Raw genomic sequence first — 24,487 nt, 5'->3', positions numbered from 1 at the left:
CTAGTTACTTCCTTTCTCATGCTGCATATGATGCTCTGGCTGCATCGCTCAATTGGTTTAGATTTGTTGACTTGCTGCTATGGCTTGGCCAAGGTCAGCCAAAATATCCTCGATGCCTTCTGTACCAATAGACAACCGGATCATGCCTGGAGAAACACCAGCATTCGATTGCTGCTCCGCAGACAATTGCAGATGCGTTGTGCTTGCAGGGTGAATAATGAGCGACTTCGAATCGCCCACATTTGCAAGGTGAGAGAACAGCTCTACAGAGTTAATGACCTTCTTGCCGGCTTCAACGCCGCCTTTAATACCGAAAGTCAAAATCGCGCCTTTGCCCTTAGGCAAATATTTCTGTGCAAGTGCATAGGTAGGGTGGCTTTCAAGTCCCGGGTAGTTAACCCATTCAACCGCTTCATGGCTCTCCAGGTACTCAGCTACTTGCTGTGCATTCGAGCTATGGCGTTCCATACGAAGATGAAGCGTCTCAAGTCCTTGCAGCAGAAGGAATGAGTTGAACGGCGAGATAGCCGCTCCCATATCGCGCAAAAGCTGCACACGAGCTTTGATAATATAAGCAATTGGACCTACCGCATCTGTATACACAACGCCATTATAGCTTGGGTCTGGCTCAGTCAAGCCTGGGAACTTGCCGCTAGCTTTCCAATCGAACTTACCACCGTCCACGATGATACCTCCGATTGAGGTGCCATGTCCGCCAATAAACTTAGTTGCTGAATGAACGACGATGTCTGCCCCATGCTCAATCGGTCTGCTCAGATATGGACTTGGGAAGGTGTTGTCTACGATAAAAGGTATGCCATTCTCATGTGCGATTGCTGCAACAGCTTCGAGATCGATTACATCGCCCTTCGGATTGCCGATTGTTTCAGCATAAACCGCTTTCGTACGCTCATTGATTGCACCGCGGAAGTTTTCCGGATCGGAAGGATCAACGAAACGAACCGTGATGCCAAGCTTTGCAAGCGTTATCGAGAATAAGTTATAAGTACCGCCGTACAGGCTGGTCGCGGAAACGATTTCATCTCCTGCCCCAGCTATGTTAAGAATCGCGTATGTAATAGCCGATTGACCAGAAGCAACGGCTAGTGCCGCAGGCGCACCTTCAAGCTCTGCTACGCGTTTCTCGAAAACATCCGAGGTCGGGTTCATAATTCTGGAATAAATATTGCCGAATTCCTGCAGGGAGAATAGGTTCGCTGCATGATCCGTATCTTTGAATCCGTATGATGTCGTTTGGTAAATAGGCACCGCGCGCGACAACGTAGTCGGATCGATTTGCTGGCCTCCGTGAACGGATAGCGTATCAAGAGAAAGCTTGCGTTGTTCTGACATGTTCTCGACTCCTTCTAGTCAAATAATAGATGAAGAATAATAGCAAGCACACTTTAAAATGACCCGCTCCCTTCCATTCTCTCACATTTATGGACGGGCTACAATGCTATCTTCGACAGCCTGCAAAAGTTTCTCACCAATTCCTTTTACGCGCAGCAAATCATGTACGGAACTGAATTTACCATTTTGTTCTCTATCTGCGACAATGGCCTGCGCTTTGGCTGGTCCGATCCCCTTCAGGTCATCCAATTCCGCTGCTGTTGCTAGGTTAATGTCCAGCTTTCCAGGCTCCGAACTGACGGAGGGATGAGCCATGTTCTCCGTATCCGAATCTGTATGAGTATCTGCTTCTACTGCTTCTACTGTTCCATCAGTAAGGCTTACGGACTTAGTTTGCTGATCTGGCAGTGCAGGAGCAGCACTAGCTTGCTGACCAGGTTTAATCGTTTGATCTGCAATGCTCTCCATTTCAGATAACGAATCTGCTACAGCCTCATTTAGTGGCAGCCATTCTCCATCTTCTTTATGCTTAGGCTCCATAATCGAGAAGCATAAGAGAATAACAGCCAACATAATCAATACAGCAACGAGCATCAGCCGTTTATTCGTTAACAGCGGCACATTCGTTTTCACTCGCCACGCCTCCTATCGTTTTTTAACTTCGAAATGAATGACATATGAAACAAGTCCTCTGGAATAAGGTAAGAGAGCAGTTGAAAAAAATCATCCATATTATGGCAACAAATCAGGATTTGCACACGTTAGGCCGCCACTTCGCACTTGCTCGGCTGACCAAACGCGCGCTAAGCCTATAGGAGGGTTCAGCATGAATGTCGGATTTATCGGGACGGGCTCGATGGGAAGCTTACTTATTGAAGCGTTGATTGCATCGGGCGCGCTTTCCCCTTCACAAATTGCCGTAAGCAACCGCACCTTTGCGAAAGCGCGAGCCTTAGCCGACCGTTATTCCGGCATGAGAGCCGAACAAAAAAATGCTGAAGCGGCTCGCGGCAGCGATATTATCTTTTTGTGCATTAAACCGCATGAATTCAAGAAAGCGGTAGACGATATTAAACTCATCATCCGGCCGAACCAAATTGTCGTTTCGATCACAAGCCCCGTGCTCATCTCTCATCTGGAGGGCGAGCTTGACTGCAAGATCGCAAAAGTGATTCCAAGCATCACGAACCACGTTTGGAGCGGTGCATCGCTCTGCATCTACGGCCAAACTATGGATGATAAGGATAAAGAGCAGCTGGAGGAGCTTCTGTCACATATTAGTGAACCGCTTCGCATTGATGAAAGCTACACTAGGGTCGTCTCGGATCTTTCGAGCTGCGGGCCAGCCTTTATTTCCTTCTTGCTTGAGCAATTTGTCGAGGCAGCTGTTGAAGAAACCGGCATCGGACGGGATGAGGCACTTCGCGTGGCCAGCGCCATGCTGCTCGGCACTGGGCTGCTGTTGACGGACGGCGGAATGACCCCCGCTGAAGTGCAGGCACGGGTAGCTGTTCCAGGCGGCATCACTGCAAAGGCATTAAACATGCTTCGAAGGGAAACTGACGGTGTATTCAATCAATTAATCCGAACGACACATGCGAAGTACCAGGAGGATTTACTTAAGGTTTCAACCGCCTTTATAGGCGAAGAGGTGAACGGACAATAGCTGTTCTTCAGCTATAACCGTTCACCTCTTCAATTTGTATCAATTAGTTTATACTAATTTGCTACGATATTAACAAGCTTACCTTTAACCGCAATCACTTTGCGAATGGTTTTACCGACGATCAGCTCTTGTACTTTCTCAAGCTCCTTGGCCAGGCTTTCCATCTCCGCAACGTCCATATCGGCTGCAATAGACACTCGGTCTGCAATTTTCCCATTAACCTGTACGACAATTTCGACCTCTTGATCAACCGTCCATGCCGCTTCGAAAGCTGGGAATGATGCATACGTAAGCGAATCCGTCCGTCCAAGCTTCTCCCATAGCTCTTCAGCGATATGCGGAGCGATTGGGGAGAGCAATTGCACGAACTGCTCCATTGCCGTTTTTGGCAATGCATCTGTTTTGTATGCTTCGTTCACAAAAATCATCAGCTGGCTGATTACAGTATTGAAGCGAAGTCCTTCGTAGTCCTCTGTAATTTTTTTGATCGAACGGTGCCAAGTGCGCTTGAACGCGTCGCTTGTTTCTTCATCTCCGATTTTGGCATTCAGGCTGCCATCCTCATTTACGAACAAACGCCATACGCGGCTTAGGAAACGGTAGGTACCTTCCACACCATTGGTGTTCCAAGGCTTCGTAGCTTCAAGCGGCCCCATGAACATCTCGTACATACGCAAAGTATCTGCACCGAACTCATTGACGATATCATCCGGGTTAATCACGTTTCCACGCGACTTGGACATTTTCTCGTTGTTGTTGCCAAGAATCATTCCTTGATTGACGAGCTTGTGGAACGGCTCCTTCGTATCGACAACCCCAATATCATAAAGCACTTTATGCCAGAAACGAGCGTAAAGAAGATGAAGCACTGCATGCTCGGCTCCGCCGATGTACAAATCTACAGGCAGCCATTCTTTTTGCTTCTCCGGCGAACAAATCTGCTCATTGTTTTTCGGATCGATAAAGCGCAGGTAATACCAGCAGCTGCCTGCCCATTGCGGCATCGTATTCGTCTCACGGCGAGCCTTCATGCCGGTTTCCGGATCGATGGTGTTGACCCAATCCGTTACGACTGCAAGCGGGGATTCGCCAGTACCCGATGGTGTAATCGCGTCTACATCAGGCAAGAGCAGCGGCAATTGATCCTCTGGCACAGTTTTCATCGTGCCGTCCTCTAAATGAATGATCGGAATTGGCTCTCCCCAATAGCGTTGGCGGCTGAACAACCAATCACGGAGGCGGTAAGTGATTTTCCCTTTACCTTTGCCTGTTGCATCCAAATGCTCAATCATCTTCGCAATAGCTTCTTCATTCTTCAAGCCATCTAGGAAATCAGAGTTGATGTGTGCGCCGTCACCTGAGTATGCTTCCTTCGCAATATCACCGCCCTGCACAACTTCTACAATCGGCAGATCGAACTGCTTCGCAAATTCCCAGTCACGCGAGTCATGGCCTGGAACAGCCATAATTGCGCCCGTACCGTAGCCAGCAAGCACGTAATCAGCAATCCAAATCGGTGTTTTCGCACCGTTTACAGGATTGACAGCATAAGCGCCGGTGAATACGCCGGATTTGTCTTTTGCCAGATCGGTACGCTCCAAATCGCTCTTACGCGCTGCAGCCTCCTGATAGGCTTCAACCGCAGCTTTCTGATCCGCTGTAACAATCGCTGCTACCAGCTCATGCTCTGGTGCCAATACGCAATAGGTTGCACCGAACAATGTATCCGGCCGTGTAGTGAACACAACCAGCGCGGAATCATGTCCGTCAATGGCAAAGGTAACCTCTGCTCCCTTTGATTTGCCGATCCAGTTGCGCTGCATGTCCTTAATGCTCTCTGACCAGTCCAGCTCTTCCAAATCATCCAATAGACGATCTGCATATTCCGTAATTCGCAATATCCATTGGCGCATCGGCTTGCGGACGACAGGGTGATTACCGCGCTCACTTAGACCGTTAATAACTTCCTCGTTCGCCAGCACCGTTCCGAGCGCCTCGCACCAGTTAACGGAAACCTCTGCAACGTAAGCTAGGCCGCGATTGTACAATTGGATGAATATCCATTGCGTCCATTTATAATAATCAGGGTCCGTCGTGCTGATCTCACGGTCCCAATCGTACGAGAAGCCGAGTGATTTGATTTGTCTGCGGAAATTATCGATGTTCTTAAACGTAATATCACGCGGATGCTGCCCCGTATCAAGAGCGTGCTGCTCCGCAGGCAGACCGAACGCGTCCCATCCCATAGGATGAAGAACGTTATAACCTTTCATCCGCTTATAGCGGGATACGATATCGGTTGCGGTGTAGCCCTCTGGATGGCCAACGTGCAAGCCAGCTCCGGACGGGTATGGAAACATGTCCAGCGCATAGAACTTAGGCTTGCTGGCATCCTCCGTCGTTTGGAAGGTTTTGTTCTCATCCCAGAATTGCTGCCACTTCGGCTCGACGACTAGCGGATTGTAGCCGTGAAATTGCTGTTCTTGACTCATTTGTTGATTTCCTCCTAGAATGATGTGCTGTATTCGAATAGCTGCATAAAAACATAAAACCTCCCGCCCCTAGCGATAATCGCTAGGGACGAGAGGTTGTTCTCCCGTGGTACCACCCTAGTTAGCGGCAGGCATGCTTTGCCTATCGCTCACTTGTCGCCCTTAACGCGGGCCAAACGGCGCTCTTCCCAATCGCACGAACTGTCGATGGATTATAAGCACAGCTCCAAGGCGAGCTTCATTCCGCAGCAGGTCCGGCTCTCACCCAATAGCACCGGCTCTCTAGGCCTTGCCAACGAAATTACTGTTCCTCTTCAATGCTCCATATGCATAAAAATGGTTAGTTTAGATTATAAAGATTGGGCGGTTCGGTGTCAAGATACCATGTCATGCTTCTGCTTGTGCAGGCAGCAGCATATTATCGCTGCGCCGAAATTGAGGATGGCGAATAGGATGGCAACGATCACCAGTATGGACAAGCAGGTCGGGTTGTAGACTCCGTTCCTAAAGTTGCGAATCCCTGTCCGTTCGATCTATTCTTACTGTGCAGTTAAAATCAGCGGTCCGCCCTGCGTGATCGCGACCGTATGCTCATATTGCGCAGACAACTTGCCGTCGGCCGTTCTCGCCGTCCATAGATCGTCGTCGGTCATAATGCGAAAAGTACCTTCATTGATCATTGGTTCAATCGTAAACACCATACCTTCCTTTAACCGAATGCCTTTGCCGGCTACGCCGATATGCTCATAGCTCGGCTCCTCGTGCAGGCTCCGCCCGATTCCGTGGGCCAGCAGATCGCGTACGACTGAAAACCCATTCGCTTCCGCATGCTGTTGAATTGCTGACGTTATGTCGCCGAGCCGGCCTCCAGGGAGTGCCCGAGCGATCCCCAGATCCAAGCATTCCTTTGCCACCCTCATTAATTTTTGCGCCTCCGGCCGGATATTACCCACCGCATAGCACCAGCATGCATCGCCGAACCATCCGCCGTATTCCACGACGATGTCGAGCTTCAGCAAGTCGCCGTCCATAAGCTTCTGGTTTGAAGGAATACCGTGGGCCACCACATCGTTGACCGAAATGCAGGTTTCAGCGGGGAAACCATTGTACCCTTTCGTAAATTGCTTGCCGCCCAGCTTCGTGATGTGTCTAGCAACAAAATCATTAATTTCCAGAGTCGTGATTCCGGGCTCAATCAGTTTGGCCACCTCCCGGTAGCAGTCCGCAACGATTTGGCTCGCCGGCTTCATCTCTTCGATTTCCCTAGGTGATTTTAAAATGATCATCTTTTGTTTATTCGCTCCTTATTTATTCTATAATTTTAAAAACCGGATGATGTCACTAGCCTCCTCGTGCAGCTTTCCACGGCGCAGCGAAACCGATGCGCAGCCAACCAATGCGGCTAGCAGCATTTCCGCGCGCTGTATCCGATACATCGGCTCCGCCGCGTTTCCGCCCACATCGGCAGCCCCATCCGCCGCACGCCCGGTTTCCAGCAGCGCAGCAAACGGGGCGAGCACCTCCCGCTGAAAGGCGGCCGAGAGCGGGGTCGACCGCGCTTCAGGCAGTGAGACAAAGCCCTCACCGGCCAGCTTATGCAGCAAGTACAGGCCGTGGTCATCCGCCCAAAGTTGCAGCAGCCGAACGCCTACGGCCGCGACGGAGCCACGTTCTGCGGCAGCAGCCGTTTGACGGCTTTCGCTTCGAGAATCCGCGGCAATCGTGTTCCCCGTGTCCGTAGCCCAGCTCAATTCTCCTCCCGCAGGAGCCTCCCCAAAAACCGAAGCATGCGGGGCCTCCAGCCATTCCCCGGCTCTCACCAAAGCGTCCCATAGCAGATCGTGGAGCAAATCGCCCTTGTTGCTGTAATAATGGTATACCGTGCCATAGCCGAGTCCTGCCTGCGCGGCCACATCGCGAATTTCAAGTAAAGGCCCTTTATTCAAAAACACATCGGCAGCAGCTTTACGGATTTGCGCCAGACGCCGCAGTCGAATCTCTTCGTTTTGTTCCTTCGTGCGTGGAGTCATCCCGTCCGTTCTCCTTTTTTTGTTTTTGACCTACTGTTATGTCAATATAAAACATCTGCTTGCGAATAACAAGTGATTAGCTCAACAAAAAGAGCAGGCAACGCAGCGCCTGCTCTTCATGTGTATGATTCGACTATCGTTCATGGTTATCTTATTGACATATGATCATGTAAAAAGCTTATTGGTGAGTATTAAATTACATGTGATTTAGCACCTCTCAGGCGCTATTGAACACGATACCAATATTCATATTGCGGCACGAATCCGATTTTATCGTAAAGGCGATTCGCTGGCTCATTGTTTTTCACGACTTGCAAATAGCCTTCTTCGGCCCCGTTCTTTTTGCCCCATTGCAGCAAATACAGCATCAATTGCTCCCCATATCCTCTGCTGCGGCTGCCTGGGTCTGTTACAATATCGTAGACACCGACCCAATTGTCCTCCACAACAGCAAATCCACAAGCAACCGGAATACGGTTATGATACAGCAGCGCAAAACAAGCCTGCAGCGGAGATTGCTCCAGCATCTGACGTGTGATACTCCTTTGCTCAGCTGTTAAGCCGCTAAATTCAGCAAGGGTATCCAGCCATCTCTCTGAAGGTACATGCTCAAGCTCAATTTCCTCATGAGACGGCGACCTTACATCTGACAAATGAACCGTCCGCACAATAGTTGGATCGACTAGTGCATAACCTCGTGCAGCCAGTTCATCATCCAGAGAAGCAGGCTGACTGAAAGGCGTTATTTTGAACGTTGTCCTCAGTCCCTCCTTCTCATAGCGATCCTCGCAAGCTTGAATCTTCTCACTCATCTCCAGCGTATGTCCAAAGAGCGACTGCACCGAGTTGGAGCGCTTCGTATAGCCTTTATTGAAACGGAGCAGCCAGCCGTCATAGAGGACAGTTTGAAGAGCCGGCCAGCCGTTCAAACTCATTTCTTCTATCCTTGCGTGAAGCAGATTGCGAATTGGATTCACATGATGCCAATCATGCCAAATAAAATCCTTCATATATTGAGAAACTTCGAATGGATGCCCATCAGCATCTGTATACGTCGCTTCGTATTGATCATCAGTTAAAGCCTCAATTGCCTGAATAATTCGTTCACGGCTTTGCACTGCCTGCTCTGAAAGCTCTAGAACCGTGGCAGCCTTGCCATACACTTTAGCCTGTTCATTGAACTTATCATAGTCTAGATGTTTAACCGTAAGCGGTAAACTCGCTCCCAGCCTCGCTATCGCTTCTTCATAGAAATAATCATCCCAACGTTTAATATGTGCAACCACCTGGCGCACCGACCATTTTCCCACACCTACACTCTGATTCCAGAGGCGCTTGTCATATCTCGCCAAATCGGTAACGAACGCTGTCCATTCCTTGAATTGCTGCAGAAGCTGTTCTTTCTCTGAAGCCATATTATTCTCACCCATCATAAAAAATGAAAACTTTTCCAAACAATTCTCTTATTCTACTAAAGATCGGTTTTGCGAGCCACCTCTTTTTACAGCCGTTATTTTATACAAAAAAAAGCCGCTCAATGAGCAGCTACATCTTCATCCTACTGACTTATTCATACCATGCCAAAACGCTCTAGCTGATCCAGCATGTTTGCCGCTCGCAGCACCTCGCGCTGCTTAGATCCTAATAAATCAAAATGTGGATACTCTGAGCGGGCATGAATATAGCGTGGATTGAGACCATTATCGAGGCACCAGCGTGCGAGCTTCTCCATATCAGAGCAGCCCACCTTGGTCACCGTTCGCATGTCCGGGAAGCGGGGATCCAGCCAGTAATGCGTCAGGAAAGCAATCTCCCCGCGCGCAACTGCTGCCTTCCACGCTTGCATCTCTTTTCGCTTAATGCCGAACGCCATCACCCTTCACCTTCCCGCAAAACATCTCTACATTTTAAAATATCCTTCTATTCAACTCGATCTATGCTCTAATATTTTTGACTCGGCCAACTTGCCCACCCGACAGTCTAACTTTGATTCCATGAGGATGCTTAGGTGAATTGGTCAATATATCTTTCACGATCCCTTGTGTCAGCTTGCCTGACCTCTGATCCTGCTTCAACACGATATCTACTTCTAGTCCAGCCTTGATCTGGGAACGCTCTGTTCCATTCATTATCTATCATCCCTCTGCTGCTCTTAATGTTGTCTTCCAGCATAGCATATGCAAAGTAAAGATGCACATTATATAGACAACTGTTATACTTAACATCAAATGATGATTTACGAAAAGAGGAAATGTATTAATGTCTAACGCATTTAACGCTTTGGGTATCATTCCCAAGCTGAGCGAACTGCTTCAACAAGACGGAATTACCGAGCCGACCCCGGTTCAAAAGCAAGCGATCCCGCTCCTGCTCAATGGACAGGACGTCATCGCGCAAGCACAAACAGGCACCGGCAAAACGATCGCGTTTGCGTTGCCTATTCTGCAACGGATTAATATAGAAAAAGAACAGGTGCAAGCCCTCATTCTTACACCGACAAGGGAGCTTGCCATTCAAATAACGAGCGAGCTCAAAAAACTCGCACCTGCTGTAGGCGTAAGCGTACTGGCTGCTTATGGCGGACAGGATGTTGACGCTCAAATCCGTAAGCTTCAACGCTCCCCGCATATCGTTGTGGCTACGCCAGGTCGTCTAATCGACCATATGAAGCGCGAAACGGTAAGCCTCGGCAAGCTGCAAATGCTCGTTCTCGATGAAGCTGATCAGATGCTTCATATGGGCTTCTTGCCGGATGTAGAGAGTATTATTACCCAAACGCCGAAAGCACGCCAAACCATGCTATTCTCGGCAACGATGCCTGACGCAATTCGCAAGTTGGCAGCCGACTACATGAGGACTCCCGTTGACATTCGCGTACGCAGTACGAATGTAACGCTGGACAGTATTACCCAGATCGTCTATGAGACAACTGACCGAAGCAAGCAGCAGGCTCTTGTTCATTTGCTTGAGCGCCATCAGCCCTATCTTGCCGTTATCTTCTGCCGAACGAAGGTTCGCGCCAAGAAGCTGAACAAAGAGCTTCAAGAGCTCGGCATTGAATCGGATGAGCTGCACGGCGACCTGACACAGGCCAAGCGTGAGCAGGTCATGAAACGGTTCCGTGACGCGCGCTTGCAGGTTCTAGTAGCGACTGACGTTGCGGCACGCGGACTTGATGTTGAAGGCGTTACCCACGTATACAACTACGACGTCCCTCAGGACGGTGAGCTGTACATTCACCGTATCGGTCGAACAGGCCGCGCGGGACAAGACGGCGCAGCCATTACGCTTGCAACGCCATATGACAAGAATCATCTTCTGCTTATCGAGCAGAGCATTAATGCCAAGCTTACTCGCCGTGCCATTGACGGTGAAGGCAATGAAACATCCGTACGTGCACAGAGCGGCGAGCGTCCTGACAGAAGCCGCAGCAGCGCTGCTGGCAAAGGCAGCACTCGCGGAGCGGGCACCAAGCAGGCAGAAGGCGGACGTCGTGGACGTGACCGTTCGGGAGCATCTGATCGAGGTGCCAAGCCAGGCGGACGCAGAGGCCAGCGCGAGACGTTCCGTCCTGCAGCAGCTTCAGGTAAACGCACAGGTAGAACCGCAGAGGTTCGCGGCGAAGCTTCAGCACCTGCTGGCGAAACATCAGGCTGGGCTGCTCGTCGCGGCGAGCGTTTCGAGAATGAAGGCGCTGAACGTGCAGGCAACCGTGGCGGTGAACGCTCAGTAAGCCGCAGCAGCAGCCCGCGGTCAGAGAATCGCGCAAGCTCGCCTCGCGGAGGGGCACGCAGCGGCGGCTTCGGCGCTCCTCGCGGTGCTGAGCATGCAGCAGGCCGTGCAGCAACAAAGGTAGATAGTCCGTGGGAAGCAACACGGAAGGATATGAAAGCAACCGTTGAACGCAGCGAACGCGGCGGTGCTCCACGCGGCAAAGGCGGCGGACGCGGTGGAAGCCGCGGGAATGCTCCAGCTGGCGGACGCAGCGGCGCTCCATCTGGAGGTCGCAGCAGCAGCACACGTGGTGGGAACACCGGCAATAAGCCGCGCGGCGGCGGACGCAGCCGCTAATAACAGAGAAAGGCCGATCTCAGCAAGCTAATAGCTTGCCGGGATCGGCCTTTTCCATTGTTGAAGGGTTAGCCATCTTTTTATCCAAAGACTAATTGCCATCAGCCCCAAACATCTCCGAGATACATGTTCCGAGCTGTTCTACCAATTGCCGAGACGAAAGCCCAAATATCGGGCACCCGAGACAAATGTCCAATCGCTCTAGGTCATTACACATATAATACGGTATACCGAACGACGAGAGATCGGCCTTACAGCTTACAACTCGGAGTCGGAAATCCAATCATTTAGGGGGAATAAGCATGTCCGGTGTACATGGAGGCTTTACGTCATTAGGCGTAATTTTGGTATTGTTCATTCTTCTGGTAATCATATCCAAATCCGTCCTTTATTAGTCACACTCATCTAAGCGATAATAAAAAACGGCCCGAGGCTTAAGCCTCAGGCCGTTTTTTATGTTAAAGCCATGCATATTCACGAAGCGCCTTGGCGACGCCGTCCTCACTGTTTGGAAAAGTAACTGCATCTGCTGCGCTTTTCACTTCATCAGGTGAATTGCCCATCGCTATACCCATTCCTGCAAATTCAAGCATCGTAATATCATTATAATAATTGCCAATGGCTAGAATACGGCTGCGATCAATCCCTCTAATGTCAGCAAGCTGCTGCAATGCTTTGCCTTTACTAGCCTCTGCATGATGGATATCGATGAAGAAATCACCGCTGCGAATGAAATGCAGCTCCGAAGACCAGCCAGCCCATTCAGCCTGCACCTCATCCATCTTTTCCTTCGAACCAAACGCTGTAAATTTCACAAGTCCGCTTGGCAATCCTAAGCGAAAGTCTTGAATGGCTGGCTTAGCCTGATAATGCCCATACATAACCTCTGCATCCGGGGTTATACTCTCCACCATCATTCCGAAAGCTGTATTCAAATCAAAATGTATGCCGTTATCTCTGCAATAACTAACATAACGGAGCAAATGCTCAGGAATCATATCAAATTGGTGAACAATTGAATGATCATCCGCATTGATTGTGGCCGCTCCATTATGCGTAATTACCGTACCGCTGAGTCCTAACTCTTTCAGAATCGGCAATGCTCCTGAAGGCCCTCTGCCTGTACACAGAACAATCTGCGCACCTCTATCCGCAGCCTCCTGAACGGAATTTCGAATTTCCTCTGTTAGCACATGATCGTCTGTAAGCAGTGTTCCGTCTACATCCAAAGCAATTAAGTCATACTGCAAGCTCATTCTCTCACTCCTACTTCTGTCTCTTATTTTGTTCTCTCTATCTATTTCTATTCAAACTGCTTCAGGAGCTGGATTACTCCACCGTTCGCTTATGGGAGCGAAGCAATTCCACTTCCGCATCGGTCAATTCCCGATAGGAGCCCTCAAGCAGCGATTCATCAAGCACAAGCGCGCCCATCGAAACCCTTTTCAAAAAAACAACTTGCTTGCCAACCGCTTCAAACATGCGCTTGACTTGATGGAATTTCCCTTCCATGATCGTAAGCGATATGCTCGAATACACACCATCGTCACGCTGCTCTCGCCGTTCAATGACAAGCTCGGCAGGCATCGTCGCATAGCCGTCATCCAAGGTCACACCACCCTTAAAGGCTAGGATGTCATCATCGCCAACCTCGCCCTGTACAAGTGCTTCATAAGTTTTGGCAACATGCTTTCGCGGTGACAGCAGCTCATGTGCGAGCTGTCCGTCATTCGTCAGCAGCAGCAAACCGACCGTATCCTTGTCCAGCCTGCCGACGGGAAACGGATCACGCAATCGATCATTCGGCTCCAGCAGGTCAATAACTGTACGTTCACGGCTATCCTCTGTCGCAGAGATGACACCCTGAGGCTTATTCAGCATGAAATATACGATATCCCGGTATACAACCGGTGTACCATCATACTTAACTTCATTGCTGTCAGGATCAACAATGAGTCCGCTGTCTTTGATCAAACGACCATCCACCTGAACTAACCCAAACTTTACTGCTCTTTTTATTTCACTGCGCGTGCCCAGTCCCATATGAGCGAGCAGCTTGTCCACCCTTATCCTTTTCCCCATGCTACATCCATCTCCATCCTGCTGGCAGCTCGTTCTTGATCATACCACTTGCATATTTGCCCCATCCGATCGGGAATCCATCCGTACAAATCAATACATATCCGTTGGTTGATGCGCCAGGCTGAAGCTTGATTTCCGATTCCGCGGCGAACAGCGTCTCCCCCTTCAGAAAGCGCAGCGTCTGCTCATCGTCACTTCTCCAATTCATAGAGCGCACAGCTTCTTCCTGCGCAAGTCCCATTGCAAGCGGGTGCGACGGCTCAAAGCGGTTTTTGACTGCTTCGCCGACGTACCAGCCAGCTCTTACGACACGAAGTCCGTCCAGTGAAGGCAAATCAGCTGGCTGTATATAGACGCGTGAGCCGAAAGCAACAACCACACCCGGCCAGCTCAAAGCGTTTACTGCAAATTGCTCAGCGAATTGGTACCAGAGCTGCTCAGGACTTGCTTCCTGCTGCGCATGTGCTGCAGCCCCATCACGGCCTTGCGCAGCTATACGTTTCTTGACATTTCGCTCTACACCTGCACTCAACCAATCCTGCCTTGTTTGTCGTTTTGCGGCTCGGCGCTCTTCCCTTGCATCAGGTATCTTCTCGCGTTGCTTGCCTGCGCTGCTTGAAGCGTTACGCTTCAGCCTGCCGGCCGTTTGTCCAGCTTGCATATGCGGTTGCGTTGCTGCAGCGAGTACTTCAACGCTACTCCCAGAAATCTCTCGCTCCCCGCCGCTGCGGCCAAGCACAGCTGCATAATGGCCTTCACCGTCAAGACGATGCGGCCATAGCCTTACGGTACCATTGATGCTTTGCAGACGTTCATCGCCCAGCATCGTGTTTTCACCCGCCAGATCTGCCCTTCCGGCTGCCCAACCATCATGAAAAGGAGCAGCAATAACATAAAAATCAGGATGCTCACTCAGGAATCGGGCAATCTGCTGCTCGTTTTCTTCCGGCGAGAAGGTGCATGTCGAATAGACCATCCTGCCTCCTGGTACGAGCATAGCCGCCGCAGTCCTCAGAATATCGTGCTGCATCACTGAGCAGCGTGCTATGGAATGCTTCTCCCATTCGGTAATCATGGTCTCATCCTTACGGAACATGCCTTCTCCCGAGCAAGGCGCATCGATAAGAATACGGTCGAACCATTGTGAGAATGGGCCCGCAATCGCTTCAGGCTCTTCATTCAAGACAACCGCGTTCCGCACACCAGCAAGCTCGATATTTTTGGCCAATACCTTCGTTCTTTCACGAGCGTTGTCATTGGCTACCAATACGCCCTTCCCTTGCAGCTTTGCAGCAATCTGCGTCGACTTCCCGCCTGGAGCCGCACATAAATCAAGCACGCGCTGCCCTGGCTGCACGTCCAGCAATTCAACAGGCGCCATCGCACTTGGCTCTTGAATATAATAGAGCCCCGCATGATAATGCGGATGCTTGCCTGGACGTGCACCTTCCGCATAATACAAGCCATCAGGAGTCCAAGGGATTGGACGCGTCCCCGCACTCATCGGTGCCAGCTCTTTCCACTGCTCGACATCCAGCTTTAGCCGATTGATTCGCAATCCATATACCCTTGGCGCGTCGTAAGATGACATAAACTTGTCAAATTCTTCTCCGAGTATTTTTTCCATTTTATCCGTGAAATTACGCGGCAAATTGCCGATCATGCTAAGTTCCCCCTGCCAATTCTCTTCGTTGTCATTGCCCTTACATACTGATGCAACTTTGTTATATAATATATAAAAGTAAGGATAGGCTTTCTTCTTGAGCTAGTCCACTATTAATTCGTCTTGGAGGTAGCCACATTTATGAAAAAGAAACAAAAAGTCAAAATGATCTATGTGTATATCGGTATCGTCGTATTATTATTCGGTTTTATCTTCATCCTGAATAACAGCGGTAAAGTGAACGCCCTGTATGACAAGCCAGTCTCGGAGCTCAACCCTGCAACACGCAAGCAGCTCAATGATCCTAACTACCAGAATATCATATTGCCGGCCGTATTGGACAAGAAGGTTGCTGACAAAGAAGATTTCTTCGTGTATCTGTTCGCTTCCGATTGCCCGCACTGCCAGAAAACAACGCCGCAGCTGATGCCGCTTGTCGATGAGCTCGGCATTGATTTGCCCCAGTTCAATTTAAGAGAATTCCCTTCTTATTTCAACAAGTACGCTGTTGAATACACTCCGACTTTAGCATACTTCAAAGACGGCGTCCAAATCGACAAGCTTGAGGGCGGACTGGCGGAGGAAGGGACAACCGGCTACAGCTTAGACGATTTCAAAGCTTTCTTCAACAAATATTCAGGAGCTGAAGCCAATTGATGAAGCGCCAGCGCTTATCGGATGAACAAATCGCGGAAGAGCAGAAAAACTCCCGTGTTCGCGGCATCTTATATGCTCTATTGCTCGCCTTCGCATTCATAACCCTGCTCACTGCATGCGGCCTTGCAGATGATGATAAAGCAGGCACTGAGCATCAGCACGGCTCGGAAACATGGCAAACGACCGCGTCCTATAATGAGCTACCTGCTTTTCTGTCTGATTATACACCTCATACGAAAGAGCTTTACAAAGAAGTGAAGGATCATGCTCATATTATGAGCGGTATTTCCTGCTACTGCGGCTGTGCTGAAGGTGTTGAGGTAGACAATCCTCATGATTCTCTCCTGCGTTGTTACGTCGCTGAGCATCCTGCCGATGAAGGCAGTGTCACTTGGACGAACCATAGCACCAGCTGCGGCATTTGCAAGAAAGAGATGGAAGAAGTTATCGCTTTAAGCAAGCAAGGCAAAACACTCGATGAGATTCGCGAAACGATTGATGGGCTGTACAAGCCTAAGAAATCCAGCGAGTAGTTTTGCCAGCTCCCTATATCATACAAAGGGGCTGCTTGGCAGGTTTTCATTACCCTGCCAAGCAGCCCTTTTGTCGTTCAACTAGTTCTGGTTACCCTTCTTCGCCTTGCCGATTGCCGCTTGAATATCAGAGGACAGCTGGTTCAGCCCATGATAATCCTCTTTCTCAAACTTCTCATTAAACTTCATCTGGAACTGAGCAGCCTCACGAACCCGATGATAGAAGTACAAGTCTTGGATGCCATTCAGTACTTTCGACACAACATTTGACTGCTCCTCAAACTCCGTCTGCGCATCCAATATTTCTTTGCGAATACTAGTCATTTCTGTATCTAGCTGCGAAGCGGCTTCGGCTGCTTTCTTGAGACGATCCCGCACATCCTCCGGCAAGCTCTCTTTAAATTTATAATTCAAGGAATGCTCGATCGTTGCCCAGAAGTTCATAGCCAGCGTGCGAATTTGAATTTCTGCCAGCACGATCTTGTATCCGAGGGCTGTTTGTACGGGGTACTCCACGATCATATGGTAGCTGCGATAGCCGCTGTCCTTAAAGTTCGTAATATAATCCTTCTCGTATACAAGCGTTAGATCCTTTCGCGTGCGAATCAGGCTTGCAACCCGGTGAATGTCATCTACGAACTGGCACATGATCCGAATGCCCGCAATATCCTCAATGCCTGTATCCAACTGGTCCGAAGCCACATCTAGCCGCTTCGCCTTTTCCAAGATGCTTGATATTCGCTTAACCCGGCCGGTGACAAATTCTATAGGCGCATATGCTTCCCTAATCTTCAATTCAACCCGCATTGTCTTAAACTTTACTTTAAGTTCTTCAACCGTTTGTTCATAAGGCTGTAAAAAAAGATTCCAGTCTCTACCGTCCATCCGGCCGCCTCCTGTTCCTAAACGTGATCTGCGCCGACCGCTTCGGCGATATTTCTGTATCCATCCTTGCGTAAACATTCTTTCAATCCGCTCGTCAGTTCACGGAGCACGCCTGGTCCTTTGTAAATAAGCGCTGTATAAATCTCAACGAGCGAAGCTCCTGCGCGGATTTTATCGTATGCATCTTGTGCTGTGAAAATGCCGCCGGAGCCTATTATCGGCAATTGTCCGCCAGTCTGACGATATACTGCGCGGATGACCTCGGTTGAGCGCTCACGCAGCGGCTTACCGCTAAGTCCGCCCGCTTCCCTAGCATGTTCATGCTGCAGACCTGTGCGGGATAAGGTCGTATTCGTCGCAATAATTCCTGACACACCGCTCTCCATAATAGTGGCAACAGTCAGTTCAAGCTGCTCGCTTGTCATATCAGGCGCGATTTTGACGAGAACGGGTTTCGCTTTTCCTCCTATTTTCGCCGCCTGCGTGTTTATTTCCTTTTTTACAGCGCTAAGTAAGTTTCTAAGCTCTTCTCCGTGCTGTAGATCCCTAAGATCAGGTGTATTAGGCGAGCTGATATTCACCACAAAGAAATCGCCATATGTATACAAATCCCGAATACAAGTCTGATAATCTTCATGAGCCAATTCATTAGGCGTCATTTTGTTTTTGCCTATGTTGACCGCAATAGGAATTCGGCTTATTTTGCGTTTGGCCAGCTTAAGGGCCATCGCAGCCGTTCCTTCATTATTAAATCCCATCCGGTTGATAAGTGCCTCGTCAGACGGGAGACGGAACAATCTGGGCTGCTCGTTGCCTGCTTGTCCTTTAGGTGTTACCGTACCTACCTCAGCAAAGCCGAAGCCCACGCTTGAGAAACCGTCAACGGCTTTACCGTTTTTGTCCAGTCCTGCGGCAAGCCCTACCAGGTGCGGGAAATGAAGACCGAATAGATCTGTCGCAAGCTCAGGCGACTCTGCTACGCCGTACATCGCATGCATAATTCCGTTCAAGCCTGGTACAGTTCCGCCCATTGCCAAACCATCAATAACGAGGTGATGGGCCTTCTCAGGATCCATTTTAAAAAAAATCGGCTTTAAAATTGAAGAATAAAGCAACCTACCCACTCCGATCTCAGTTGTATGTTCTACATGACAGTTTATCGTTTTTACGGCAAAAAGAAAAGAGCCTGCACATGAAGTGCAAGCATCCATTATATTGCGGCTTGTCTAGAAAACGATTACAATGAGATCATAGTCATTATTATTTCGAAATAGAGAGGTTGATTGTCGATGAGTTCACCCAAAAGAAAACCCGCTACAATAAAAGCAAAGCCGAAGGATGAGGTAAACAAGAAAGCGCTCGTTTGGATCGGCTCTATCGTAGGTGTCGTTATTATTGCGGTGGCGCTGCTCCTCGTGTTCACTTCGTAAACTTTAATTTAACCATTTATACACTTTCGCGGGATTGGTTTCATTCTGGCGCGGCTCCAGCTCAAAACGTTCTGCTGGCTGCTGCACCTTAGTTGGAAGCGTCCCGTTTTTTATTTGGACAATCGTACCAAGTGGCACCATGTCGAACAATTCCTCCACATCGTCCTTGCCCATTCGGACGCAGCCAAGCGATTCATCCTTGCCAATGCTCTCAGGCTCATCGGTACCATGAATGGCGTATAATGACCCCGACAGCGTCATGCCTCGACTCCCAAATATACCATCATCACTTCCGTTTGGGTTTTTAACCTTCTCACTTATGTAGAAGCTTCCTTCCGGTGTTTCCTCACCGCCAAGTCCTACCTGATAGCTGCGAACAATAATATCCCCTTGAACAATAGCAAGCCGGTGCGTAGATTTATCTACAACAATCGAGAGCGGCGAGCTCCACTCTTTGTCCAATATACCATTGCTTCCGACGATTGACTGCGTATTAGGCTTCTCGGATTCAGACGGTGCCCTTTCAGTGCCAGGTTCTGACGACGCAGGCAAAGTACCGCTTGGTGTGTCAGACTTCATAGCTTTGAGCTTTTTGAGCACTTCAGGAAACATAGCCTTCATGCCTTCACGCTCACCGGCGATTACATTGTTCGGATAGGGCTGGATGAGATCGTCGAGCTGCTGCGGCCACTTCTTATATTTGCGTTCATAATGAAATACCGCGCTTGCAAGCGTCCAGTGCGTTTCCTGCCGCTCCTGCCACTCGCGATATTGCTGTTCGGCAGCAGTAGATTCTGCCGGCTCACAATCACAAGTCAATTGGTCCAGCATCGACACATCCAGCATGCCATTGCTCTCTTCTCTCTCTACTGACATAAGCAGCCTTGTTCGGCCTGTCCATTTCCGATAGCCTGTATCTTCCTCCAGACGGGCAGCGAGAGTAACCTGTGGAGCTTCATTGCCTGCCGCAATCAAGCTGTTCCAAGCGCTTCCAATCGGGTTTCGTTCTTTATGAGGGATTAGCACAGCGCCTACTGGCGGTCTGTTGATGTCAACAACTGCAGTTGGCTGCGGAGCTTGCGGCTCAAATATGGCTCCATTCGCTGGGGCAAGCACAGCAATCAGCAGCAATAATGCCGCTAACATGCCAGTCTTCCGAAGGAGTCTTTTTTTCCTCTCGCGCAGCCCCCATTCCTTAACGAGCTGCAGTTGGCTCTCAGATAGCGGATGACTTTCATGCTCGAATGCGTCATATACCTCACCAGCCTGCAGGAAACAATAATTCGCCTTTCCTTCCTTGCCTTCAAGCAGGTACTGCTTGCCAAGCAAATACCATCCCATCTGGTTATCGGGGTGCTGCTTTACAAATTGCTTCAAATAAAATAGGTCTTCTGGAGAGTCCATCCCCCATCCTCCCAACATGTGATATATCCACTATATCGGCAGAACAGGCTTTTGTTTGTATCCCAGTCTTTATATATAAGGCTGCTGGAAACAAAATATCCCCATTCGCTTAACAAATAAGCGAATGGGGATATTTTCATTTTCAAAACGATTAGTAATTAAAAGGAACATCGGCGATTTTGATCGAATCGGTAGGACAGCCGTCTGCTGCATCCTGCAAATCGTCAAACAAATCTTCTGGGATTTCAACATTACCTTTGTTTCCGTCCGCTTTATAAATAACCTCTGCAAGACCTTCGTCATCATAATCATAAATGTCAGGTGCAGTAGCTCCGCAAGCTCCACAAGCGATGCACGTATCTTTCTCAACCCAAGTAAACTTACCCATGGAAATTCCCTCCCAAATAAATATATACGGAATAATCTCGTCTCTGATCAGTCAAGCTTCAATCATCAATATATAACAAACCATCATCCTTTTGCAAGGATGTACCGCGAATTCGTTTATTCCTAATTAAGGTTGAAGGATCATCACCCAGCATTCCCGCCGTTAGGACCGCATTCTCTCCATACTTGTCGCGAAGGGAATCCATTGCCTTCGTTAAGGCCTCTTTGCGCGGCTGCTGCTCATAGCTGAACAAATCCAACTGCAACGCCGTTTCTTCAAGCAGCGACAGGTTCTGAAGCGTTATGCCTAGCAGCCGAATCGGCTCTCCAACCCGCCAATGCCTGTCAATCAGCCTGCAAGCCTCAAGGTAGAAATCATCGGATGTCTGAGTAGGTGCAGCGAGTGTATGAGAGCGGGTAATCGTCGTCATGTCCGGCTTGCGAATCGTAATTTGTACGGTTGTCGCAACCATCTTCTGTCTCCGCAGCCTGCGACCGGTCTGGTCGGCCAAATTAAGCAACACACGGTACACATCCTCACGAGCGGTTAGGTCGCTCGGCAGCGTCGTTGTATGGCCGATTGATTTGTTTCGCTCACGATTCGGATTGACCTCCGAGTGATCCATTCCATGCGCAGCTGATTTCATCCATGACCCCATGACGCCGAAATGCTTATTCAGCATAAGCTCGTCGCTTGCTGCCAGCTGGCCTATTGTTCTGATGTTCAGCTTCATGAGCTTGTCGGCTGTTTTCTTCCCGATACCAAACAGGGTATCGCATGATTTGTCCCACAAGACATGTCTCACGTCGCGGATCCGCAGGACAGTGAGTCCGTTCGGCTTCTTCATGTCAGAAGCCATCTTCGCAAGCAATTTATTAGGCGCGAGACCGATCGAGCAAGGCAGCGACCACTCCGACATAATTCGCCGCTGAAGCAGCTCCGCAATCTCAAGCGGTGAGCCGAACACTTTGGAACCTGTAATATCCATATAGCATTCATCAATCGATACCGCTTCCACGAGAGGCGTAAATTGTCTGGCTATAGCCATAAATCCGTGAGAGTACTTCCTGTATAGTGTAAAATCAGGCTTTATTAATATAAGCTCCGGACAGAGCTGAAGTGCCTGTCTTACTGTCATTCCTGTTTTAATGCCTTTGCTTCTTGCCGTGTAAGAGCATGTCACAAGTATTCCCTTGCGCTGTTCTACGCTTCCGGACACCGCTGTAGGTTTGCCCGCATATTTGTTCGGCTCCTCAGCTTCATGCACCGAGCAATAAAAAGCGTTCATATCTAAATGTATAATAACGCGGCCTTTGGCCGGATAATGCTCACTTACATTCGCCATGCGCTGACCGTTCACCACCTGTCGGAAACCATAGCTAACAAAAGCTAACTCCCCCAAAGCATACATTTCCAATAGGGTCAAGTCAACGGTGCCTCTACTTCTCAGACAAAATTTAATCATACCCCCTCTACTTTCCCAATGACAAGTGTTATAATAATAAATTATAATTCGAGTAGGCAATTAATGAAGGAGGCGTCCCATTAATGACAACAAACATTTCCATATTTGATACGACGCTGCGTGACGGTACACAAGGAGAAGGAATCAGCCTGTCAGCGGATGACAAATTAAAAATCGCCCAGAAGCTAGACGCCCTCGGCGTTCATTATATTGAAGGCGGCAATCCAGGCAGCAACAGCAAGGATATTGAATTTTTTCAACGTATCAAAGCATTCAATCTTAACGCCAAAGTGACTGCATTCGGCAGCACCCGTCGCAAAAACAGCTTGGCGGAGCATGATGCGAGCCTCGTTCGCATTGCGGAATCCGGCGTACCTGCAGCGACACTCGTTGGGAAATCATGGGATTTCCATGTACATACCGCGCTGCAGACCACTTTGGAAGAAAACTTAGCCATGATCTATGATTCGATCGCTTTCCTGAAACAGAACGGAATGGAAGCGTTGTTCGATTCTGAGCATTTCTTCGATGGCTACAAGAATAACCCTGAGTATGCAATTGCTGTGCTCAAGAAAGCACAAGAGGCCGGAGCGAACTGGCTCGTTCTGTGCGATACGAATGGCGGCACGCTTCCGAGCGAGATTCACGAGATCGTAACTAAGGTCAAGCAAGAACTTGTTACACCAATCGGTATTCACACGCATAACGACTGCGAGCTCGCTGTCGCTAACTCTCTTGCTGCAGTTCAAGCTGGGGCGCGTCAGATTCAAGGCACGATTAACGGCTACGGCGAACGGTGCGGCAATGCCAACCTATGTTCGATTATTCCGAATTTGCAGATCAAGATGAAGTATGACGTACTTCCAGAGGACAAGCTTCGTACACTTACGGGTACGGCCCGCTATGTGAGCGAAATCGCTAATGTTCATATGCCAGTCGGTCAAGCCTTCGTAGGCAACGCTGCATTCGCTCACAAGGGCGGCATCCATGTTTCGGCGATTATGAAGGATTCCAAAACCTACGAGCACATTCAGCCTGAGCTTGTTGGGAACAAACAACGTATTCTCGTGTCTGAGCTTGCTGGTCAGAGCAACATTATATCCAAAGCCAAAGAGCTTGGTCTGGACGTAACGGCAAACAACGAGAAAACGAAGCTGATCATGGATCAAATCAAGGATCTTGAACATCAAGGCTATCAATTCGAAGGTGCAGACGCCTCCCTTGAGCTTCTGCTGCGCGAAGCTTTCGACGGCGATGTGAAAGAGGTATTCAAGGTTGAGTCCTTCAAAATGCTGGTTGAGAAAACGAATGGCCAGATGATTTCTGAAGCGATTGTCAAAATCAACGTCGGCGGCCAGCAGGTGTACACGGTAGCTGAGGGTAACGGTCCAGTTAATGCACTGGATAACGCCCTGCGCAAGGCGCTGGTGCAATTCTATCCAAAGATCGAGAGTATTCACCTCTCCGATTACAAAGTACGTGTAATTGACGAGAAGGACGCTACAGCAGCTAAAGTTCGCGTCCTAATTGAGTCGACTGGGCTTGATAACACCTGGAGTACTGTTGGCGTGTCCAACAACGTAATTGAAGCAAGCTGGGAAGCACTCGTTGACAGCATCCGTTACGCGCTTCTGGGCATGGTCAAAGTCGATAATGCACATGTTGATCCGCTTTTTCGGATCGGGCTGGTTAATCATTAAATCAAAAAAGGCAGTCCCGAATGCAATTCGGGACTGCCTTTTCCATTACTATAGGTATGACAACACCTACATTTCATACAAATAATGCTACATCCACTTTTCAATCAGTCGCTGCCATTCTTCATATGTAATGACGCCATTTATGCGCTCCCTTATTACTCCTTCAGCATCAATCAAAAAAGTTGTAGGAAACGTGTCTACCTTGTATTGCTTCGTCACATCACCGGCGCGATCCATCAAGATCGGGAATGTGAACTCATGTTCAACGACAAAATCCCTTGCTGCCCGCTCTTTATCATACTTCGTCGCATTTACACCGTATAGCTGCATCGTGTTGCCGTACTCTTCATGTAGCCGCTGAAGATCCGGAGCTTCCAGCTCACAAGGTCCACACCAGGAAGCCCAGAAGTTCACGAATGTAAGCTTGCCTTGCGGCCCTCCAATCTCATAAGACTTCTCATCCAAGTCAGGCAGCTTGAACGCCGTGGCTGCAAATCCCGCCTTAGGTTTGAAATCAGCAGATGGAGCCGCTAATGTGACAGATTCCTTACCATCCGTTTTATATTGAAATACAGCTAATCCTGCAAATAGGAATGCAATGGTAAATAAAGTGATAACGCGTTTCATGATGTACCTTCCTTCTCTCCCGATTTCAACAAAAGCTTTGG

Annotated in this window: 23 protein-coding genes and 1 other annotated feature; of the genes, 6 read left to right on the top strand and 17 right to left on the bottom strand. The window is 49.2% G+C overall.

Annotated features, from left to right (window positions below; all coding sequences use genetic code 11):
- Positions 1–57: 57 nt before the first annotated feature.
- Together FGT79_RS13380 and FGT79_RS13375 are read right to left on the bottom strand one after the other, a co-directional pair.
- Positions 58–1,353, bottom strand: coding sequence for a homocysteine synthase (locus FGT79_RS13380; RefSeq protein ID WP_138753305.1), 1,296 nt, complete (start codon positions 1,351–1,353; stop codon positions 58–60).
- A gap of 87 nt (positions 1,354–1,440) precedes the next feature.
- On the bottom strand, positions 1,441–1,986 hold the full coding sequence (locus FGT79_RS13375; RefSeq protein ID WP_212758578.1) for a ComEA family DNA-binding protein: 546 nt from the start codon (positions 1,984–1,986) through the stop codon (positions 1,441–1,443).
- 193 nt (positions 1,987–2,179) lie between these two features.
- On the opposite strand from FGT79_RS13375, the gene comER reads away from it, so the two are divergent.
- Complete coding sequence (gene comER, locus FGT79_RS13370; RefSeq protein ID WP_138753304.1) at positions 2,180–3,019, top strand: late competence protein ComER; 840 nt, start codon at positions 2,180–2,182, stop codon at positions 3,017–3,019.
- Between the two features lie 53 nt (positions 3,020–3,072).
- Here the strand turns inward: comER and leuS are convergent, their stop codons facing one another.
- From leuS to FGT79_RS13340, 6 genes are all read right to left on the bottom strand, one after another.
- Positions 3,073–5,511 carry a leucine--tRNA ligase gene (leuS, locus tag FGT79_RS13365; RefSeq protein ID WP_138753303.1) on the bottom strand — a complete coding sequence of 813 codons (2,439 nt, stop codon included), beginning with the start codon at positions 5,509–5,511 and terminating at the stop codon, positions 3,073–3,075.
- Positions 5,512–5,592: 81 nt separating this feature from the next.
- Positions 5,593–5,838 (bottom strand) — a binding site (T-box leader).
- A gap of 212 nt (positions 5,839–6,050) precedes the next feature.
- Positions 6,051–6,797 (bottom strand): type I methionyl aminopeptidase, encoded by a 747-nt coding sequence (gene map / locus FGT79_RS13360; RefSeq protein WP_138753302.1) that lies wholly within the window; start codon positions 6,795–6,797, stop codon positions 6,051–6,053.
- A gap of 27 nt (positions 6,798–6,824) precedes the next feature.
- On the bottom strand, positions 6,825–7,541 hold the full coding sequence (locus tag FGT79_RS13355) for a TetR/AcrR family transcriptional regulator (protein WP_138753301.1): 717 nt from the start codon (positions 7,539–7,541) through the stop codon (positions 6,825–6,827).
- 224 nt (positions 7,542–7,765) lie between these two features.
- Positions 7,766–8,956, bottom strand: a complete 1,191-nt coding sequence (locus tag FGT79_RS31175) for a GNAT family N-acetyltransferase (RefSeq protein ID WP_171056229.1) — start codon at positions 8,954–8,956, stop codon at positions 7,766–7,768.
- Positions 8,957–9,111: 155 nt separating this feature from the next.
- Positions 9,112–9,414 carry a hypothetical protein gene (locus FGT79_RS13345; RefSeq protein ID WP_138753629.1) on the bottom strand — a complete coding sequence of 101 codons (303 nt, stop codon included), beginning with the start codon at positions 9,412–9,414 and terminating at the stop codon, positions 9,112–9,114.
- 61 nt (positions 9,415–9,475) lie between these two features.
- A complete protein-coding gene (locus FGT79_RS13340) occupies positions 9,476–9,670 on the bottom strand; it encodes a YwbE family protein (protein WP_138753300.1) in 195 nt (64 codons plus the stop codon).
- Between the two features lie 130 nt (positions 9,671–9,800).
- Here FGT79_RS13340 and FGT79_RS13335 point away from each other — a divergent pair, with 130 nt between their 5' ends.
- Complete coding sequence (locus tag FGT79_RS13335; RefSeq protein WP_138753299.1) at positions 9,801–11,612, top strand: DEAD/DEAH box helicase; 1,812 nt, start codon at positions 9,801–9,803, stop codon at positions 11,610–11,612.
- Between the two features lie 458 nt (positions 11,613–12,070).
- Here FGT79_RS13335 and FGT79_RS13325 read toward each other — a convergent pair whose 3' ends face one another.
- The 3 genes from FGT79_RS13325 to FGT79_RS13315 all read right to left on the bottom strand — a co-directional run bounded on the left by FGT79_RS13325 (position 12,071) and on the right by FGT79_RS13315 (position 15,357).
- The gene (locus tag FGT79_RS13325) at positions 12,071–12,868 is read right to left on the bottom strand and encodes a Cof-type HAD-IIB family hydrolase (RefSeq protein WP_171056228.1); all 798 of its coding nucleotides are present in this window, start codon (positions 12,866–12,868) and stop codon (positions 12,071–12,073) included.
- Between the two features lie 73 nt (positions 12,869–12,941).
- A complete protein-coding gene (locus FGT79_RS13320; RefSeq protein ID WP_138753297.1) occupies positions 12,942–13,694 on the bottom strand; it encodes a pseudouridine synthase in 753 nt (250 codons plus the stop codon).
- Position 13,695: 1 nt separating this feature from the next.
- Entirely contained in the window at positions 13,696–15,357 is a 1,662-nt protein-coding gene (locus tag FGT79_RS13315) for an RsmB/NOP family class I SAM-dependent RNA methyltransferase (protein WP_138753296.1), read from the bottom strand.
- 141 nt (positions 15,358–15,498) lie between these two features.
- Between FGT79_RS13315 and FGT79_RS13310 the strand changes: the two genes are divergently transcribed.
- Both FGT79_RS13310 and FGT79_RS13305 read left to right on the top strand, forming a co-directional pair.
- Positions 15,499–16,014 (top strand): thioredoxin family protein, encoded by a 516-nt coding sequence (locus tag FGT79_RS13310; protein ID WP_138753295.1) that lies wholly within the window; start codon positions 15,499–15,501, stop codon positions 16,012–16,014.
- Positions 16,014–16,547: a PCYCGC motif-containing (lipo)protein gene (locus tag FGT79_RS13305; protein WP_246096443.1), complete on the top strand. Its 534-nt coding sequence runs from the start codon at positions 16,014–16,016 to the stop codon at positions 16,545–16,547. Before FGT79_RS13310 ends, FGT79_RS13305 begins: the two co-directional genes overlap by 1 nt.
- Before the next feature lie 81 nt (positions 16,548–16,628).
- Here FGT79_RS13305 and yjbM read toward each other — a convergent pair whose 3' ends face one another.
- Both yjbM and FGT79_RS13295 read right to left on the bottom strand, forming a co-directional pair.
- Complete coding sequence (gene yjbM / locus FGT79_RS13300) at positions 16,629–17,432, bottom strand: GTP diphosphokinase (RefSeq protein WP_138753293.1); 804 nt, start codon at positions 17,430–17,432, stop codon at positions 16,629–16,631.
- 17 nt (positions 17,433–17,449) lie between these two features.
- Positions 17,450–18,547, bottom strand: coding sequence for a quinone-dependent dihydroorotate dehydrogenase (locus FGT79_RS13295; protein ID WP_171056227.1), 1,098 nt, complete (start codon positions 18,545–18,547; stop codon positions 17,450–17,452).
- 174 nt (positions 18,548–18,721) lie between these two features.
- Between FGT79_RS13295 and FGT79_RS31170 the strand changes: the two genes are divergently transcribed.
- The gene (locus FGT79_RS31170; RefSeq protein WP_171056226.1) at positions 18,722–18,862 is read left to right on the top strand and encodes a hypothetical protein; all 141 of its coding nucleotides are present in this window, start codon (positions 18,722–18,724) and stop codon (positions 18,860–18,862) included.
- 3 nt (positions 18,863–18,865) lie between these two features.
- Here the strand turns inward: FGT79_RS31170 and FGT79_RS13290 are convergent, their stop codons facing one another.
- From FGT79_RS13290 to FGT79_RS13280, 3 genes are all read right to left on the bottom strand, one after another.
- Positions 18,866–20,266 carry a L,D-transpeptidase gene (locus FGT79_RS13290; protein WP_171056225.1) on the bottom strand — a complete coding sequence of 467 codons (1,401 nt, stop codon included), beginning with the start codon at positions 20,264–20,266 and terminating at the stop codon, positions 18,866–18,868.
- A 151-nt stretch (positions 20,267–20,417) separates the two neighbouring features.
- Positions 20,418–20,654, bottom strand: coding sequence for a ferredoxin (locus tag FGT79_RS13285; RefSeq protein WP_138753290.1), 237 nt, complete (start codon positions 20,652–20,654; stop codon positions 20,418–20,420).
- Between the two features lie 58 nt (positions 20,655–20,712).
- The gene (locus FGT79_RS13280; RefSeq protein WP_138753627.1) at positions 20,713–21,999 is read right to left on the bottom strand and encodes a DNA polymerase IV; all 1,287 of its coding nucleotides are present in this window, start codon (positions 21,997–21,999) and stop codon (positions 20,713–20,715) included.
- 203 nt (positions 22,000–22,202) lie between these two features.
- Here FGT79_RS13280 and cimA point away from each other — a divergent pair, with 203 nt between their 5' ends.
- Positions 22,203–23,819, top strand: a complete 1,617-nt coding sequence (gene cimA, locus FGT79_RS13275; RefSeq protein ID WP_138753289.1) for a citramalate synthase — start codon at positions 22,203–22,205, stop codon at positions 23,817–23,819.
- Positions 23,820–23,906: 87 nt separating this feature from the next.
- Here cimA and FGT79_RS13270 read toward each other — a convergent pair whose 3' ends face one another.
- Entirely contained in the window at positions 23,907–24,446 is a 540-nt protein-coding gene (locus FGT79_RS13270) for a TlpA family protein disulfide reductase (protein WP_138753288.1), read from the bottom strand.
- Positions 24,447–24,487 lie beyond the last annotated feature (41 nt).

The organism is Paenibacillus sinopodophylli (assembly GCF_005930355.1).
Lineage (GTDB): Bacteria > Bacillota > Bacilli > Paenibacillales > Paenibacillaceae > Pristimantibacillus > Pristimantibacillus sinopodophylli.
The sequence above is the reverse complement of the archived record's forward strand: the minus strand, read 5'-3'. Positions and strand labels throughout refer to the sequence as shown.